This is a genomic window from Carboxylicivirga sp. M1479, assembly GCF_007097485.1.
In the GTDB taxonomy this organism is placed as follows: domain Bacteria; phylum Bacteroidota; class Bacteroidia; order Bacteroidales; family Marinilabiliaceae; genus Carboxylicivirga.
In genome coordinates, this window is record NZ_VKDE01000020.1 from 56,047 (window position 1) to 74,679 (window position 18,633).

At 37.2% G+C, this 18,633-nt stretch carries 14 protein-coding genes; 10 read left to right on the forward strand and 4 right to left on the reverse strand.

The window, feature by feature from the left end:
• Window positions 1–28 precede the first annotated feature (28 nt).
• Entirely contained in the window at window positions 29–1,027 is a 999-nt protein-coding gene (locus FNN09_RS13245; protein ID WP_143302847.1) for a GyrI-like domain-containing protein, read from the reverse strand.
• A gap of 119 nt (window positions 1,028–1,146) precedes the next feature.
• Window positions 1,147–2,673, reverse strand: a complete 1,527-nt coding sequence (locus FNN09_RS13250; protein WP_143302848.1) for a glycoside hydrolase family 10 protein — start codon at window positions 2,671–2,673, stop codon at window positions 1,147–1,149.
• Window positions 2,674–2,819: 146 nt separating this feature from the next.
• On the opposite strand from FNN09_RS13250, the gene FNN09_RS13255 reads away from it, so the two are divergent.
• The 5 genes from FNN09_RS13255 (at window position 2,820) to FNN09_RS13275 (ending at window position 11,967) form a co-directional block, all read left to right on the forward strand.
• A complete protein-coding gene (locus FNN09_RS13255) occupies window positions 2,820–7,151 on the forward strand; it encodes a response regulator (RefSeq protein WP_143302849.1) in 4,332 nt (1,443 codons plus the stop codon).
• 5 nt (window positions 7,152–7,156) lie between these two features.
• On the forward strand, window positions 7,157–8,719 hold the full coding sequence (locus tag FNN09_RS13260) for a LamG-like jellyroll fold domain-containing protein (protein WP_143302850.1): 1,563 nt from the start codon (window positions 7,157–7,159) through the stop codon (window positions 8,717–8,719).
• A 96-nt stretch (window positions 8,720–8,815) separates the two neighbouring features.
• Window positions 8,816–9,400, forward strand: coding sequence for an RNA polymerase sigma-70 factor (locus FNN09_RS13265; RefSeq protein ID WP_143302851.1), 585 nt, complete (start codon window positions 8,816–8,818; stop codon window positions 9,398–9,400).
• Between the two features lie 10 nt (window positions 9,401–9,410).
• Window positions 9,411–10,376 carry a FecR family protein gene (locus FNN09_RS13270; protein ID WP_143302852.1) on the forward strand — a complete coding sequence of 322 codons (966 nt, stop codon included), beginning with the start codon at window positions 9,411–9,413 and terminating at the stop codon, window positions 10,374–10,376.
• A 112-nt stretch (window positions 10,377–10,488) separates the two neighbouring features.
• The gene (locus FNN09_RS13275; RefSeq protein WP_143302853.1) at window positions 10,489–11,967 is read left to right on the forward strand and encodes a carboxypeptidase-like regulatory domain-containing protein; all 1,479 of its coding nucleotides are present in this window, start codon (window positions 10,489–10,491) and stop codon (window positions 11,965–11,967) included.
• 77 nt (window positions 11,968–12,044) lie between these two features.
• Here the strand turns inward: FNN09_RS13275 and FNN09_RS13280 are convergent, their stop codons facing one another.
• The gene (locus FNN09_RS13280) at window positions 12,045–12,284 is read right to left on the reverse strand and encodes an acyl carrier protein (protein WP_143302854.1); all 240 of its coding nucleotides are present in this window, start codon (window positions 12,282–12,284) and stop codon (window positions 12,045–12,047) included.
• 350 nt (window positions 12,285–12,634) lie between these two features.
• On the opposite strand from FNN09_RS13280, the gene FNN09_RS13285 reads away from it, so the two are divergent.
• Window positions 12,635–13,660 carry a BamA/TamA family outer membrane protein gene (locus FNN09_RS13285; RefSeq protein ID WP_185968991.1) on the forward strand — a complete coding sequence of 342 codons (1,026 nt, stop codon included), beginning with the start codon at window positions 12,635–12,637 and terminating at the stop codon, window positions 13,658–13,660.
• 123 nt (window positions 13,661–13,783) lie between these two features.
• On the forward strand, window positions 13,784–14,302 hold the full coding sequence (locus FNN09_RS13290) for a DUF4494 domain-containing protein (protein WP_143302856.1): 519 nt from the start codon (window positions 13,784–13,786) through the stop codon (window positions 14,300–14,302).
• A 41-nt stretch (window positions 14,303–14,343) separates the two neighbouring features.
• Here FNN09_RS13290 and FNN09_RS13295 read toward each other — a convergent pair whose 3' ends face one another.
• Window positions 14,344–15,552, reverse strand: a complete 1,209-nt coding sequence (locus tag FNN09_RS13295; RefSeq protein ID WP_185968992.1) for a transaldolase family protein — start codon at window positions 15,550–15,552, stop codon at window positions 14,344–14,346.
• A 272-nt stretch (window positions 15,553–15,824) separates the two neighbouring features.
• Between FNN09_RS13295 and FNN09_RS13300 the strand changes: the two genes are divergently transcribed.
• From FNN09_RS13300 to FNN09_RS13310, 3 genes are all read left to right on the forward strand, one after another.
• Window positions 15,825–17,045, forward strand: a complete 1,221-nt coding sequence (locus FNN09_RS13300; RefSeq protein WP_143302858.1) for an L-serine ammonia-lyase — start codon at window positions 15,825–15,827, stop codon at window positions 17,043–17,045.
• A 130-nt stretch (window positions 17,046–17,175) separates the two neighbouring features.
• Entirely contained in the window at window positions 17,176–17,622 is a 447-nt protein-coding gene (locus FNN09_RS13305) for an NfeD family protein (RefSeq protein WP_143302859.1), read from the forward strand.
• Window positions 17,623–17,646: 24 nt separating this feature from the next.
• The gene (locus tag FNN09_RS13310) at window positions 17,647–18,567 is read left to right on the forward strand and encodes an SPFH domain-containing protein (protein ID WP_143302860.1); all 921 of its coding nucleotides are present in this window, start codon (window positions 17,647–17,649) and stop codon (window positions 18,565–18,567) included.
• Window positions 18,568–18,633: the final 66 nt, after the last annotated feature.

The following is an 18,633-nucleotide window of genomic DNA, read 5'->3' on the forward strand; positions in this document are numbered from 1 at the left end:
TATTTGTCTTTTTTACATCAAGTAAACCTTACTTAATAGGTATATAAATAGCCGTTAACCAGTTGGCAGGATCAGTTTCTTTAGTTGGGTCATTAAGGTACAATTCTATCGGATCGATTTTTTTATTGGCTTTTAACTTTTTATAACGCAAATAACTGTAAGCTGCTGCCCAAGCATTACCCAAATGCTCGTAATCACCCTTAAAACTAACCTTTACCGCTTTAATACCAGGATAAATTCCACGCTTAAACTCATCGCCACATTCTACCTCGTGTTTCAATGGCACTCCTGATGAATAATTACAATCGGGTTTAGTAAAATCAAATTGATGGTAGATAGAAAAAGCCCAATCGTGCTCTATACTTTCACTTTCACAAAGTGTATTTATTTGCCCAAAAGCTTCTTTCATACTTGACCCCACGTCAGCCATTAAGCAGGTTTTATTAATGGCTACATAATTGAAACTCTCCAATTCATCAACTCCATTTATTGTTATTTCGGAATCAATTTTCCCTTTCTCAATTTGGTCTTTAATCATTTTTAAACCACGCTCGTAGTCCATACCAATCCATGGCTCCATCTGTTTGGCCATAAATTTTAAAAAGAAAGGCATGGCCCCTTTCATACCCCACGTAATTTCGCAGCCACTCTCAAGCTCTTTAAATTGCCAATAAACATCAGACTTTGATTTAAATGGCTTGATAAAACGTATTTGCTGGTTGATATGCTCATTTTCTTTCAAAGCAATATGCTCAATTTCACCTGATCCCACCAAGCTACCTACCCAACTATTAATAGCTCCAACTCCTTTGCCGTTGTTGGATATTTTAACGTCGGCCTCTGCCTCCATACACAACCAAGGAGACCAACTTCTCCAACTATTAAAATCTGAAATTAATTGATAAGCTTTCTCTTTAGAAGTGTCAACTGCAATACTTCGTTTGACATGGTAGTTGCCATTTATACTTAACAACCAACCAAAAGCAACAATTAGTATTACTCCTATAATTCCCAATACTATTTCCATGATGTTTGGTTTAAAGAATCAATAATCACCTAATATATTGAAGTTTGAAATACAAATCAACTACTCGCATGCTCACTTAAGAGCATCGATTCGGATCATCAAAATCCAAAAAACACTTTCTAATACCACAATTGCACTGGCGAACTTATGCTTTCTTCAACATTGCTCTCATTCAACACAGCTACACGAATCAAATAATCTTTTCTTAACTGGCTATCCTTTTTAGGCAACTTGTATTTTGTATCGTATGTTACATCCATAATAAATTCAGGGTTATCTGGATTAAAAGCCTCAAACGGCCGATGACAATAAATAACATACTTAATTGGCTTTTTCGAATTATCATCATCCGTTTTCCAACGAATAGTGCGAGCATTGGCTTTTAACTTATAAATACTTCGCGTTTGCTTTTGAGTAGCCACACTTTTATACTTTGGCAACAAAGATGGATGCTTGTAGAAGTCATTGACTAAGGTATCTTGCAAACCTAATAAATCACGCTTAAAATGTTTGTAACTAAAATAAACGCTTCCATGCACATGCGAGTGCTCTCGCAAAATTTCTATTTGCTGAGGTAATTGCTGACGATTTTGCCAATCGGGTTTATCACTCCCTACCTTATAAATACTATGTCCGATAAATATGGGTACTTCAAATGAATTATCACTCCACCACTTTACTAAATGCGTGTAATTGGCCACTGGATTATTAGTACCCCAATACAACTGAGGAACAACGTAATCAAGCCATCCGTTTTTCATCCAATGCAAAACGTCAGCATGCAAGCCATCGTAATTGGTAACACCTGCCTTAGTTGCCGATCCCCTATCATCATCAGAAGAATTACGCCAAACGCCAAATGGACTAACCCCAAATTTTACCCATGGTTTTTCCGATTGAATACTTTTTTGTAAAGACTCTATCGTACGATTAACGTTATCGCGCCTCCAAGCATTAATATCATCAAAATGAGATGCCCCATATTTCTGATAGCTCGTTGAGTCAGCAAACTCCTGCCCTGCAATTGGATACGGATAGAAATAATCATCCATATGAATTCCATCAATATCATATTTGCGAACCAACTCTTTCACAACACGATTAATATGTTGTAAGCACCATTGTTCCCCTGGATTGTAATAAAGTTTATTCCCATATTCGATAAACATATCAGGATACTGATAATACGGATACTTTTCTCCTAAGGGTTGTTTTAAATTCATGGATGCACGATAAGGATTTATCCAGGCATGCAGCTCCAAACCAACTTCATGGCATTTTTCAATCCAGAATGCCAAAGGATCATATTTAGGATTTTTACCTGCCTCGCCAGTGAGCACTGCACTCCAAGGCTCATATTCAGACTCATAAAGCACATCAGAAGATGGCCTCACTTGCAAAAAAACAGTATTTAACCCCAACTGCTTACAGTGCTGAATAATAGACTCCGCCTCTCTCTTTTGCTCCTTTACTTTTAAGCCAGGCTTACTGGGCCAGTCGATATTAGCCACCGTTGCCACCCACACACCTCTCATCTCATACTTTGGATTAAACTCCTGATTTTGAGCATTGAGAAACATCACATTGATAAGTAAACTAATAAAAAGAAAACTAATGAGTTTACGAGCCACACTGAAGTTAGTCATATTGAATTATTTGAATAGCCAAAAATAATAAAGGCCTGCGAATAATAAACTTCTGGCAGATAATTCTGTTTTAATGAAACCACGGTTTTTTAGGCACTCAAATGTTATTATCTTTATAAATTGATTAATCAATAAACAAATCTTTTATGGGGCATTTTCGGTTAAGAGGGATGGCCAACACGATTCAAAAGAAAGTAGTCATTGCATTTGTAATTATCATATTACTTATGTCGGTGGTTTCTTTCCTAAGTATCAGAGGTATTCGCCGTTTATCATATGTTGTTGACAGCACTGAACAAGTTAACCGCCTTCAGGATAACATCTACCACCTTCGTTTAAACGAAAAGCGGGCCATTATATCGGGAGATACGGCATTAATCCATAATGTAGATTCTTTAACCCTAAGTATTAGTAATCGCCTACAACTCATAAGCCAATCAGAAGCTAATGCCAAGACAAAAAAAACATTGGCCCCAATGTTGGATCACATAACGGCATTTAATAAAGATTTTAAATTATATGCACAGTTACACAATTACCGAAATAGACTAACCTATTTAACCGACAGTATCTATTCTGTTATCGAGAGTGAAGAGATAAGGCAAAAGACTTTACTGAACGAATGGTTTAACAAAGAAAAGCTTGCTCATGCCCAAGCAATAGAGCACTACAATAAAGCCCATTCAAACCTTATTGCCATTCGATCAATGCAAACCCGTATTGAAGTAGATAATATGGGAACTGCTCGCAGCGATTCAATCGAGGCTTGGTTCGACAGCTCTTTGAACATCACATTCATCATTGAAAATCAGGTTAACAATACAGATGTAAGAAGCTACATGAAACGGTTCAGAGCCGATCTGCGCCACTACGAACAAACCATATTGCGCACCATTGACTTGGTTAATAACATAAAGAATGTACAAAAATCCTTAAGACAGAATGCGCTTATCCTGCAGCAGAATGCTGAGTTAGCTTCATCTACACAATCTCAAATGCTAAATAAATGGGGAGAGCTGAGTCTCAACTTCCTGGTTATCCTCGTAATCATTGCCATAGTTGCCGGCTTTTTGGTCTTACGCTTTTTTGTATTCACAATTACCTCTGATGAGCGCAAACGAAGACATGCCGAAAATGCCATTGAAGACAACAGACGACTACTAGATGACATCATCAATAACTCAAAAGCATTAATTCATGTTACCGATGTGGATGGACGCTACTCATTGGTTAACCAAATTTGGTGCGATGAAGTAGGACTTAAGGAAGAGGATGTGGTTGGCAAGAAAGGAGAAGAGTTATTTTCCAAACACTTGGTAGATAACTCGCGTGAGCTAGACCTGCAAGTAATAAACAGTGGTGTACCCATCCATTACGAAGAAGAAATTGAACTGAGAAATGGCAAGCGCTACTTTTTATCCAACAAATTCCCAATTCGCAATAAACACGGTGAGGTTCAAGCTATTTGTGGCATATCTACTGATATTACTGAGTTAAACAAAGCCTTGCGTGAATTAGAAAAAAGTAGAGAAAATTACAGAAACATTGTAACCAATGTACCCGGTATTGTATACACGGGAATGGTCGATGACAGCCGTACAATGCTGTTCCTGAGCAGTGGATTTAATAAGGTAACAGGCTTCGAAGCCGAAAACTTCCTAGATGGTGTTCAATCCTTTACCAATTTAATTTTTGAAAATGATCGGGAACGCGTGCTCGACACAATTAAGCAGGCTGTCAGGCGCAACCATTCTTATGAGGTTGAATACCGCATTGCTGATGTAAGAGGCGAAATGAGGTGGCTGCACGAAAAGGGCATGTCAGTGAAACAAAGCGATGGAGGTCATTTCTTACAGGGTGTAATGATCGATGTTACAGCCACTAAAGAAGCTATCTCAGAAGTTATGATGCGTGATCGTTTTTTGGAGGGTGTGGCAGAAGCTGTTAAAGAGCTCATTGTCAATCAAAATTCTGATAAAGCCATTCAAAAATCCTTGCGCATAGTTGCTCAAAGTGCCATGGTAGACCATGCTTTTATATTTAAAAACGATGCAACAGACGGTAAATTACAACCGAGCACATCTCATATTTACGAGTGGCAAAAAGACCATATAAAACCAATAGATCGTCCTGGGTTACAAACTATCAAATACAGTGAAATAGGCTCTCGTTGGTTTCATTTCTTATCCGACAAAAAGGACATAAGTGGTTTTAAAGATGACTTTATAGAAGAGGAGCAATTTTTATTTAACGAGTTAAACCTCGAAAATCTATTAGTGGTTCCAGTTTTTGCAAGAGATACATTTTGGGGCTTCATAGGCTTTGGCAACACTCAAAAAGCCATTCCTTGGGTTGAATCGCACCGTGCCATATTCAGAGCCTACACCGTTACACTTGGCATAGCCATTGCTAAAGAAAAAGATGCTGTTCTACTTAAAGAAGCAAAAGATGATGCTGAGGCAGCTACCAGAGCAAAGAGTGACTTCCTGGCCAGAATGAGTCATGAAATAAGAACGCCAATGAATGCCATTGTTGGCTGGACACACTTGGCTATTGAGAAAGAAATAAACCCTAGTCAGGCCGATTACCTAAAAAAAATACAAGGAAGCTCCAAAGCATTACTTGGCATTATTAATGACATTTTAGATTTCTCAAAAATTGAAGCTGGTAAACTTGCTCTTGAAAGCATCGACTATGATCTGGAGCAGGTTTTCGATGACTTAAGCAACATGGTGGCTTATAAAGCCCATGAGAAAGGTCTTAATTTTATTTACGCATTACACGCCGATGTTCCTTTAAACCTCGTTGGCGATCCTCTAAGAATATCTCAAATACTTGTCAACCTCGTTAACAATGCCATCAAATTTACTAATCAGGGTGAAATTGTAACAAGCGTACTCGTATTACAAGAAGATGACAATGAAGTTGAGCTACTTTTCGAAGTTAAAGATTCAGGCATTGGGATAAAAGAAGAGTTGCAAGAGTACTTATTTGATTCCTTTTCTCAGGCCGATGTTTCAACAACGCGTAAATATGGTGGCACAGGCTTAGGTTTGGCAATTTGTAAGCGTCTATCAGAATTAATGGATGGCCGAATTTGGGTTGAAAGTGAGTATGGACAAGGAAGCTCTTTCTTCTTTACCATGAAAGCAGGAAAGCAAAAAGCTCAAAAGCGCGATTTACTATTACCTCCTGCAGACCTGGAGCAGAAGCATGTGTTAGTAGTGGATAACCATCCAACAACATCTTCAATTATTAAAGACATGCTTGAACTACTCAAGTTCAGAGTTACTTTAGTACGAAGAAATGATTCGGCCATATTAAAACTGGTTGAAAGTCATCAAGATGATTCCATTGACTTGATAATTGCCGACTGGAACATACAAGGCAATAAATTCAACCATGTGGTACAGGAGCTCTATGTGAACAATACCAAGAAAATACCTATTCTGGTACTCATCAGTGCATTCGGTCAGGATCGTGATCTGGAGCAATTTATAAAAAACAAAAACGTAGGCTCAATCATTAAACCTATTAACTTTTCAACCTTGCACGATGCCTGTTTGGAAGCCTTTGGTAAGGAAAAAACAAAATCGGCTTGGCGCAAAAAAGAACCAGGTCTCTACTTGAATGAACTACGCAAACAACAAGATGTTAAAATACTACTGGTAGAAGATAACGAAACCAACAAACAAATTGGAATAGAATTACTTGAACTGGCTGGCATTAACGTAGAGGTAGTGTCTAATGGCCAAGAGGCTATTGACATTGTACGCAATAACGGCAGCGATTATTTCGACTTGGTTTTGATGGATATACAAATGCCAGTGATGGACGGATTTGATGCAACCAAAGGAATTCTGGCAATGGAAGAACATGCTGCCTTGCCAATTATTGCTATGACGGCAGATGCCATTGGAGGCATGAAGAAGAAATTTCTTAACGCAGGCATGGTGGATATGATTGCCAAGCCAATTGATCCTGAGCAGGTTTTCAAGAAAATATTACGATGGATTGAAAAAAGAAGAGGTAAAAAGGGCTATAAGCGCCAACCGATAACTATTAAAGAAGAACCTATAATAGTTGAAATAAACAACACAGAAAATGATCTGCCACAAATTAAAGGCATTCATGTGCACGATGGAGTAAAACGTTTTGCCAATCGTTGGGATTTCTTCAAACGTCTGTTACAGCGTTTTTATGTCGATCACGTGAATTTCATAGACGAGTTCAACAATGTACGCGAGTCGGATCGTGAAGTTGCAGAACGGATGTTGCATTCATTCAAGGGTATTTCGGGAACCATCTCAGCACCTAAGCTCTATGAGTTAGCTATTCAATCAGAACAGTCGTTTAAAAATGAAAAACCAGAATTTAGTCAATATTTTAAAGAATTAAATCAAGAATTAGAAACCATTTTACAGGAATTGAGTACAAATAAAGCAGTTGATGTTGAGGGGTTTGAGAAACCAAAATAATATCTATGCAGTTAAAATTAAAACTAGTATTATCAAGCGTTTTATTACTTGTATTATTTTCTTGTGAGGAACAAGTTCCGATAGGCAAACCGCTGTTCTCATTTAATTTTAATGAAAACCTGATGAATAAGGGCATGGCTAAAACAGCCATTTACGGCCCGCAGCAGGTAAGCTATAGCGTAGAACAAGCAGACACGTGTTTAGACTTATCCCTTTCGGCTAAGAACAGACATGCGCTAACCATCAAATTAAACGACAATTTTTCTCTGAGCGACTACCCTGGTTACACGGTTGCTTTTTGGGTAAAAAAGCATCCTCAGGATACAGAGAACTATACCATACTCGACCAAACTGAAACCGTTGAAAGACAAAGTAAAGGCTGGCGCATTAATGTACAAAAAAACGGTGCATGGGAATGGTGGTTTTCAGATGGAATACAGAATTGGCACTACCAACCAACTGCAAAGCAAAAGATAAACGATGGGCGTTGGCATCACATTGCTTACTCTTACAATGCTGATTCTAAAGAAGCACGTTTTTATTATAACGGACTGAATGTCTCCGTTTACTCCATGTCCGAAAACCAATTTGCTATAAAAGGAAACGAACTACACATTGGCACAAGTCATCCAAACCAAGGTAACAAAGAACTGTTCAATGGAAAAATAGACCAATTATCTGTCTGGTCAAGGGTCATTAACCAGCATGAAATAAAAAAGCTTTACAAACAGAAATCGAATAAAAAAATTACCCAACAAACACTCAAGAAGTCATTTAAAGTAATGACCTGGAACTTATGGGACGGCGGGCAACACGATGGAAAATACATTGGAATACAAAGAATTAGTGACATCATTGAAGCAGAGGATCCAGATATAATTAGTCTACAAGAGCCAGGACAAGCGGCTGTAGCAATTGCCGATGCCTTAGGTTACAACATGTATAATCGCAGTTCGAACCTTAGCGTTTTAAGTCGTTTTCCAATAACAAAATCATACAACCTATTTTACCCCGACAAAGTTGGCTGTTTAGAATTGGAGCTTGATGATAAAAAGAAAATAATTGTTTGTCCTGTTCAATTAAGTGAAAAGCCATACTTATCACATTATTTGCAATCAGAAATAGCTCAAGCAGACTCCGTACTATTATGGGAGCATCAGACCCGTGGTAAAGAAGCTCGTTTTATATTAAGCGAATTGAGCTCATTAATTTTCAATGCCGATAAGAAACCTGTGTTTATCAGTGGCGACTTCAATTGTGGCTCGCATCTGGACTGGACTGAAACCAATAAAATTAACAATAATAATTTAAGCATTGCCTACCCAACAAGCACACGCTTTGCAAACAAAGGGTTTATCGATAGCTATCGTCATCTTCATCCTGACGAAACAAGCCATTTTGGCTACACGGTTTCTCCCCGTTTCGACTCCATCATGAAAAACAGAACCAGTTTTAACTATTACAAAGGCGACATGATCACACCTGTCGAAAGCTATGTAATTGACAAACACCCCAATGGTTTCCCATCAGATCAGGCAGCACTTATTACTGTGTATGAATGGGAATAGTCATTTGACAGGCATTTTGTAAAAACCACTTTAAAAAAATTGTAAATTGAATAGGGGAAAAAGAATTGTAACCTGTCCTATAATAAACAGATGTGAATGGCGATAAATTCTGAGGCGATAAATAACGACGAGGTGCTTTTAAAAAACATCAAAGCTGGGGACAAAAATGCCTTTGAGTTGGTGTTCAACAACTACTATGCTCATTTGGTACTTTTGGCTCAAAAATACCTTAAAGACAAAGATTTATCAGAAAGTATTGTTCAGAGTGTTTTTGTTAAAATGTGGGAAAACAGAAAAAAGGTAGAAATAAGATCACTTAGGGGTTTCTTGGTTGTAGCCGTTCGCAACCGTTGCACCAATGAACTAAAGCATCAACAAGTCGTACGTGAATTTGAAAAAGTACACGACGATCAAAACGAGGCTGTGTGGATGACTTTTAATGAAAACGTATACCTACAGCACATTAACAAAGTAATAGACGAATTGCCTGAGCAACGCAAAAAGATATTTAAAATGAGCCGCATGGACGGTTTAAAATATCGGGAAATAGCTGCCAAACTAAATATTTCCCCAAAAACAGTTGAGGTACAAATGGGCAAAGCACTCAAATACCTGCGAGAACAGCTACAACCATTGAAAAAACAGCTATTGGCAAGCATTGCAATTTTATTTATGCTTTAAATGTTACAGAATGAGAGAGGAAGATAAAAATATAAGTTGGAGCCTTTTGGCAAAAGATCTATCGGGCGAATTGAGCGAGGAGGAACATATGAAGCTGCAGGAAGAATTAACTGAAAACCCAGATATTGAAAAGCAGGTTAAAAAGCTATGGGGCGATGTGCATTATGCACAAACATTAAAAAGCATTGACACTAGCAAAGCATGGAAAACAGTTGATAACCAAATTACGACCAAAAATAACAAATTTAAACTGCGACTTTACACCAGTGTTGCCGCAAGCATAATTGTTATAGTTGCCTCTTACCTATTCTTAAATATTGTATCAGAATACAAACAAACAACCATTACCACATCCCAAGCAATTGAACAAATTACTTTACCCGATGGCACAAGTGTTGATTTAAATTTTGGCAGTTCCATTACTTACCCTAAAAACTTTTCGAAAGAGAAACGCCTAGTAAAACTAAGTGGAGAAGCGTTTTTTGATGTCAAAAGAGATGAATCAAAACCTTTTGTTATTGAAACCGAAGACTTGAATATACAAGTACTTGGTACCTCATTTAATGTTAAAGCGTATAGCGGTTCCACCAAGTCAGAAGTGGTTGTTGCAAGTGGTAAAGTTAGAGTTGATGCAAAAAACAATACTGAGAATTACGTTCTTGAAGCTGGCGATGCAGCATCGTATTCCTCCTCATCCAATACTTTAGCCGTGCACAAAGTATCATCGCTCAATTATAAAGCTTGGAAAACTAAAGAAATTGAGTTTAACAATACACATCTCAATGAAGTAATAAAAACCATTGAACAGACCTATCACATAACAATTGTTTTGGATAAAGAAGTATTAACGAAAGAGAAACAGTTAAATGCCACTTTCAGTCAGCATTCACTAGACCATGTTCTGGAATCTGTTTGCCAAACATTTAATTTTAGTTACTCGAAAGACAAGGGCACCTATTACATTAGTAACAAGTAAACTAACTGTTTATTTTCGCCTATGTTAAACTAGTTACGATTATATTAAAAGAAATTGATACATTGTAATTAGTTTTAAATGCATATGATCCATACCTAAATCTAAGCTATTAATGAATAAGTGTATAATTAGTAAATACTGCTTTATATTTTACTTATTGTGCTTTACTCCTATTATTCAAGGACAAATAACTTCCATACATCAACAAAATATTTCCCTGGAGGCTCTTTTTGATACTCTTACAAACAAAACTGATATTGATATTGCTTATGATGTTAGTGCTATTCCACAAGATAGCATCATCAGCGTATCAGCAGATAACCAACATGCTTTGCAAATAGTACAAAATGTGCTAAGCAAAGTAGCTGTTGACATAACGTACACAAATGGGCAAATTATCATTAGCCGATACATTGTTCAAAAAAAGGAAGCATCCAAAACACTCCTGATTAAAGGGCGCGTATGTGACGCCGAAGGTGGCTCTCCATTACCCTTGGTTAATGTTGCATTCATCAACAAACCAATGGGTTCAATTACCAATTCCGAAGGTCAGTTTGAACTAAAAGTACCCAACAATTACATTGGAGAAAAAATAGGTTTTTCATTCTTAGGATACCACAGCACACAAATAACAATTGCCGATGCAGATACTTTATTGGAAATAGATCTGAAGCCGACCACAATCAAACTTAACGAAGTAGAAATAAGCTACAAAAAACCCGATGACATTATTCAGCAACTTCGCTACCACCATCATCAAAACTACTTTAACCAGCAAAACATACTGGAGAGTTTCTTTCGCGAATCCATCAAGCAAGATGACCAGTATGTTCAAGTTTCAGAAGCAATTATTGAAATAGTTAAACCCAGTTACATCACTCCATCCAACTTAGAGCGCGTCAGATTCATTAAAGGCCGTAAGAAAAACGACTTACAGTCTATGGATTTTGTGGATTTTAAATTAGAGGGAGGTCCATTTCAATTCTCAAGGGTTGATATTGCCCGATATCAGGATTTTTACAAAGAAAATAATAGCACTTACAAATACCAATACGATGGTATAGATGTATTAAATGATGAAATCGTTTATAAGGTCCGTTTTCGCCCAATTAACGATGATGGAAACCTTGTGTATCAAGGCATTCTCTACGTGCACTCCGAAAGCTTTGCCTTGGTTAGAGCTGAATTTCAATTGACAAAAAAAGCGCTACGTATCAGTGGGCGGGCTTTAATCAGAAAGGCTTCACGAAAAATAAAAGCCAAACCGATAAAGGCATCCTATTTCATTGATTATCGTCAATATGAAGATAAGTGGTTATTAAATCGAATACATGGACACATTGTTATTCACATCAATGATAAGCGCCATAAAATTGATTCTGAATTCTCAGCTGTAACAGAGTTATTAGTTAGCAGCTTTGAGCTTAACAGTAAATATAAGCTTAAACCATCGGAACTCTACAAATCCAAGTATGTATTAGCCGATGAAATTAAAGTAACTGATGAGGAATTTTGGAAAGACTATAACATTATTAGGCCAGATGAAGCTCTGGAAAATGTTTTTAAACAAAGTAAGGTTGTTTCCAAATAAGTTGATGGGACGATAAAATGAGTGGTTTTACAGTCTAGCTTGGAAACAACCTTATGGGATTGGTCATTGAAAAATTCTTATGCGCAATGCTTCTGCAAGTAATCAATTGTTGATTTTACAGAAGTCAGTTGAGGTATCTCTTCATTTTGAATCGCTACATCAAAACGTGTTTCTAAATAAAACAGAAAGCAATTCATGTCTAATTCATCAACAAAAAGTTCATCACGTAGCGACGCTTCTTCATTAATTCGGTTCTTTGGTACACCTGTTTTTCTTAAAACCTTGTACAAATTTCGCCTTATCGATTTAGCATTCATATCTCGATTCTTTTTTGTTACAGTTATAAGACAATTAAAAAGTGCAGTGGACGTACACTAAAATTGAATATTTGTAAAAAAAATTCAATTTTCTTTACACAAACATCTCAATACACTGTAATTGTGCTAATTACAAACTCAGTTGAAATTGTATTTTTTCTGTTTATCTTTGATAAATACTAATATCAATGAACCTCAACATGGTGAGAACTCTCTTTTTGTGTTTTTTATTACTTGGCAGTTTTGCATTTAAAAGCATTGCTCAGACGGATTCTATTGATCACAAAAAACTTTTACACAACATTGATTCCTTACGTTTTGCGAAAATAGAAAAACGTACATTTAAATTAATGCCATACATAGCACCTTCCTACTCTCCAGAAACTGAGTGGATGCTAGCAGGAGGAGGACTTATTACTTTTAAAACACAAAAGGATCGTCTGTTGAATTTATCATCCATTCCTTTTTCAGTTGGCTATAGTTCCAATGGATCTTTTTCGGTTCGTGCACTCAATGTCATCTATTGGAAAGGTGATAAAATGAGGTCTATTGGCGAATTTCAATTTAGAGATATGCCAGATAATTATTGGGGTGTAGGGTTTCATAACGGTGATACTGTACCACAGTCTAGCGCAACTACTGCTTACACTCGAAATTATTGGCGATTTTTCCAACGTCTCATGTTTCGTACCAAAGGCAAGCTGTTTGTAGGCCTTGTAATAGATCTCAATCAAACACGTGCGAAAAACTTGAATGAACGCATGCTACAAGATCCAGATGTCATCTTAAGTGGAACTGATATTTTCAATACTGGTGTAGGCCTTGAAGTTAACTACGATACGCGAGACTTTGTTCAAAATGCTTATGAGGGAGTATATATCAGCGGCACATTTACAGCCTATAGTAAGTTTTGGGGAGGTAATACACAATACAATATCTTTGATTTTGATTATCGGCAATACTTGAAAATTAAACGGGAACGACGCACATTGGCCTGGCAGGTAAAAAGTCGTTTTACATTTAGTGGAGAGACACCGTGGACCGACAAATCAATGCTGGGTGGCCTAGATAATATGAGAGGTTATACCATGGGGCGTTTTAGAGATGACTACATGCTTTTTGCAACTGTAGAATACAGGCATATGTTCCAGCGAAAAAAGTTAAATAAAAAAGGCAATTATAATAGTCGTTTTGGCTATGTAGCTTGGTTAGGAGGGGGCTCTGTGGCTCCTACTTACAATAAAATGACAAATTGGCTACCTAATGCGGGACTTGGCTTACGGGCAGAGCTACAACCACGCATGAATATTCGAATAGATTATGGTATTGCCCGAGGCGAAAAAGGCATATACATTACTTTCTCAGAAGTTTTTTAGAGAATAACAGACTCTATCACAACTATTTTAGACCAATTTAAAATTGCACGTTTGGCATTTTTTAATTTCTCGCTCTCCACAAGTATCAATCTTTTTATCTTTGCCTCCTAAATATATAGTGATATGCAGAATTTATTCGAGTGTAAAGTCAAATACGAAAAGATTGATGAACAATCTGGAGGACAAAAAAAAGTTAGCGAAACATACCTAATAGATGCTGTTTCTTTTACTGAGGCAGAATCAAGAATCCATAAAGAAATGGAATCAATGATTCGTGGAGAATTTATGGTAACCAATATCCGCAAAGCAAATTATACCGAGATATTTGAAAACGAAGATGGTGACATGTGGTATAAAAGTAAAATATCATTTGCTTCTATTGATGAGAAATCGGGGAAAGAAAAAAAAGTAAGTAACCAAATATTGGTATTGGCAAGCGATGTTAAAGATGCCTTTGATAAAATACATCAAGGAATGGGTGGTTTAACTGTTGATTTTGATATTAATGCCATTTCTGAAAGTCCAATCCTGGATTTTTTCCCTTACTTTAAGGGTGATGAGGTAAACGATGAAATACCATCTAATCTAAAGCCTCTTAATACAACAAACACAGATAGTAACTCAGATAATTTTGAGATATAAAAAATACCTAAGGCCTTAAGCACAAAACTTAAGGCCTTTTTTTAAATCATATCAGCTATCCGTTGATCCAACTCGACTTGATCTTTTTCAAAGGCTTTTAAACCTGCAGCACTCAACAAGGCATCAATTCCAACAGTGTAATTCTCAATTCGGCTGTTCCAATAATCATGCTTAGGTATTTTACCATCACTCGCCAATAATTCATTTTCCTCATCGGTAAATTCGGGAAACAAATTATGACAACCTAAATCATTAAGTAATTCCAATACCTGACTCTGATTATCTGGTAGCTTATTCGACATTTTGATGGCTGCATTTTTCTCCTGATCGCTAACTTGCCACAAATGCTTTAAGTTATATTTCACAATTAGCGCTTCGTCACAAGCAAATTCTTGCTCAGTAGTTGCTGTCATTAACTCATTTGATTGTGCTTCAGCAACCACTTTCCAGGGAATTGTTAGTACATCAGCTCCCATTAAAGAGTTTAACTGCTCTGCATTTCGGATACTTGCTACAATCAACTGACATGATGAATAGCCTTGCTCACTAACTTTTCTCATACAATGCAGAGTGGAGTCAACCACTTTTTTACCCACTCCATGAATATCGGCTAACTCAGGATGAGTAAAATAAGCATCAAGCCTACTCAAGAAAACATTTGAGTATGATGGTTTGGCCACCATCGAAGCTATTACATTTTGACGCGTACTAAACCCAAGCGTTAAATTAACAGGCACACCCTCATCGTGCAGTCGCTTTGCACTTATTAATCCCGATGCCGTTAAAGGCACTTTTATGATAAAATGATTTCCTCCAATCGTAAAAAGCCGTTTAGCTGTTTGAATCGTTCCCTCAATGTCATTCGCCAGTTGAGTATGAAGCTCAACACTAACCTTACAGTTAAACACTTTAGCCAAACACAATCCATGTATCGCATTAATACATAAGGATATCTCTCTCACTTTCTCATCTATTGGCAAACTGGATAGCTGCTTCGATAGATCATTAATGACTTTATCATACTTTCCTTTCTGCACCTCAATATTAATCAAGGTATTATTGGTAGTTAATGCAGTAAACTCTTCTGTCCATAAGGTCTTTGCTTTTTCCAAATCCCCAGTATCCATCCACAAATGGCTTCCATGCAATAGAAAATTAGACCAAAAACTAGATTTGGAATAGTTTTGTGCTTTTAAATTGTATCCTTCTACAATGTTGTAGAGAACTGTATTAGATATTGGATATTTCATATTATTATAGTTTGCTTTCATTTGTCAGATGAAACTCTCAAGTAAGTTTTATCATCCCCATGAAAGCCAATTTGGATAATGAAATTTACATACTTGTTTCATAGAACACTTGTTGAGTTGCTTCCTATAAATTTAAGGCATAGTTAAGTGCAATTCAAGCCTCCAATTATTATAAATTGATAAAAGTCACATTTATAATTAGTTTTTATCAAGTGCCTTACACGTTTTTGTATTGATAGCTTAAGTACCTTTGTCGGCAAATAGCAAGAACCATGGAGTCAATCAAAGAAATATATAAAATGGGCAGTGGCCCCTCGAGTAGTCACACAATGGGACCAAAAAAAGCTGCTGAATCATTTATTAAGCGACAGCCTGATGCAGCAAGTTACAAGGTAACACTGTTTGGCAGTCTGGCAGCTACTGGCAAAGGTCACTTAACCGACTATGCCATAGAGCAAGTATTTAAGAAAAAAGGGCTGACTTTATCGGTTGAATGGAAACCTGAAGAATTTCTTCCACGTCATTCAAATGCATTAACATTTTATGCCTTGGATGCAGACCATAAAGAAATTGATCGTTGGACAGCCTATAGTGTTGGAGGCGGCACTGTGATTGATGATTTCACACAGGAAGAAACCTCTTCTATTTACGAATTAACCAAGTTAGATGATATCCTTAATTGGTGCGAAACTAACGGTAAAACATTGTGGGAATATGTTGAAGAAGTGGAAGGTCCTGAAATTTGGGACTATTTAGCCAAGGTGTGGAAGACCATGAAAAATGCCATTAAAAAAGGACTTGATGAAGAAGGAGTTCTACCAGGGGCATTAAAACTTCCACGCAAAGCTTCATCGTATTACACTAAGGCAAAAAACTTTAGTGGTCGCATGGAAAGGCGATCTATGATTTATGCTTATGCTTTAGCTGTATCTGAACAAAATGCCGCAGGCGGAACCATTGTAACAGCACCCACATGTGGAGCTAGCGGGGTGCTACCTGCCGTTCTCAAGTTTATCGAAAGCTATTACGAAACCAGCGATAAGAAAATTTTAAGAGGCCTTGCAACGGCAGGATTAATCGGTAATCTGGTTAAGTACAACGCATCCATATCTGGTGCTGAAGTTGGTTGTCAGGGTGAAGTTGGTACTGCTTGCGCCATGGCTTCTGCTGCTGCCACTCAATTGTTTGGCGGCACCATTTATCAAATTGAATACTCTGCTGAAATGGGTATGGAACACCATCTTGGCTTAACATGCGATCCGATAGCTGGATTAGTTCAAATACCATGTATCGAGCGCAATGCTTTTGCCGCTGCACGTGCCTTAAACCACAATACTTATGTTTTGCTTTCAGATGGCAGACATCGCATAACTTTTGATGAAGTTGTAAAAGCGATGAAACAAACAGGCCATGACTTACCAAACATCTACAAAGAAACATCAACAGGTGGATTAGCGGTATTTCATCAAGCAAAAGGAATGATGAAAGACTAATTACACCAGTATAAATATGAAAAAGAAGAGCCATGTTAATTGGCTTTTTTTTTCTTCAATTCCACAGCTAGACCTTGGTTGAAACATTATAATGCTTATATTTATGTTATCAAACCAATAATTATAAGCTATGGAAATTTTGTCAAATGTTGCAGTCATCTGGTTTCTTGCTGGAGCTGTATTATTACTGCTTGAGCTTCTAATACCAGGCGTATTTCTTTTATTCTTTGGTGTAGGGGCTTGGATTACTTCCCTAGCTGTTTACCTTTTCGAACCTTCGCTTGGTATTCAATTCATAATATTCAGTATCACTTCGGTTATATCACTTCTATTCTTAAGAAATTATCTACTCAAAAGGTTATACAATATGCCCGATCCAGTGGATGACCCTGATGACGAGTTTGCCGGCTGTATTGGGGAATGCATATTGCCTATTAAGCCAGACGAAGATGGCAGAATAGAATTTAAAGGCACCACATGGAACGCTTCCTCAGAAACCGAAATAGAAGTCGGATCAAAGGTCAAAATTATTCGTAAACTAGGGCTTATCTTATTTGTTGAGCCTTTAAATAATTAATCATAACCTAATAAAATATTACTTATGGACGCACAAAGCATTGTTTTTATCGTCATTGGCTTTATCGTATTTATCATTCTTGTTTCTTGTATTAAAATCGTACCTCAACGTTCAGCCTATATCATCGAACGATTGGGAAAATTCAATGGCACACTTACGGCTGGATTTCACTTTTTAATGCCAATCGTTGATAAGGTTTCCTACAAGCATACCTTAAAGGAGTCTGCCATTGATGTAGCTTCTCAGTCATGTATAACAAAAGATAACATTGCAGTTGAAGTAGACGGTGTTCTATACCTACAAGTCATCGATCCTAAAAAAGCCTCATATGGCATTGATAATTACGGATTTGCCGCCATACAGATAGCACAAACAACTATGCGTAGTGTTATTGGTCGCTTAGATTTGGATAAAACATTTGAAGAACGCGAAACCATCAACACCAGCATTGTTGAAGCTGTAGATAAAGCCAGTGATCCTTGGGGAGTTAAAATTACCCGCTACGAGGTAAAAAACATCACTCCTCCACAGAGTATTAAAGATGCTATGGAGAAGCAAATGCGCGCTGAACGTGAAAAACGTGCTATGATTGCCGAATCAGAAGGTCAGAAACAAGCTAAAATAAATGTTGCTGAAGGCGAAAAGCAAGAGCTAATAGCACGTTCTGAAGGTGAAAAACAAAAACGCATAAATGAAGCTGAAGGTAAAGCTGCAGAGATTGAATCAATTGCAGGAGCAACTGCAAAAGGGATACGTGAAATTGCTTTATCAATTAATGAAAAAGGTGGTATTGATGCCGTAAACCTACGGGTTGCTGAGCAGTATCTGGGTGAATTTGGCAAGCTAGCGCAAACCAACAACACGATGATCATACCATCGAACATGTCGGATGTTTCGAGCATAATTGCAACAGCAACTTCGGTACTAGAGCAAGTAAAAAAATAGCATCTACTTAATCGATTTATAAAGCGAGCCAATAGCTCGCTTTTTTTGTTTCAAAAATTTATAAGA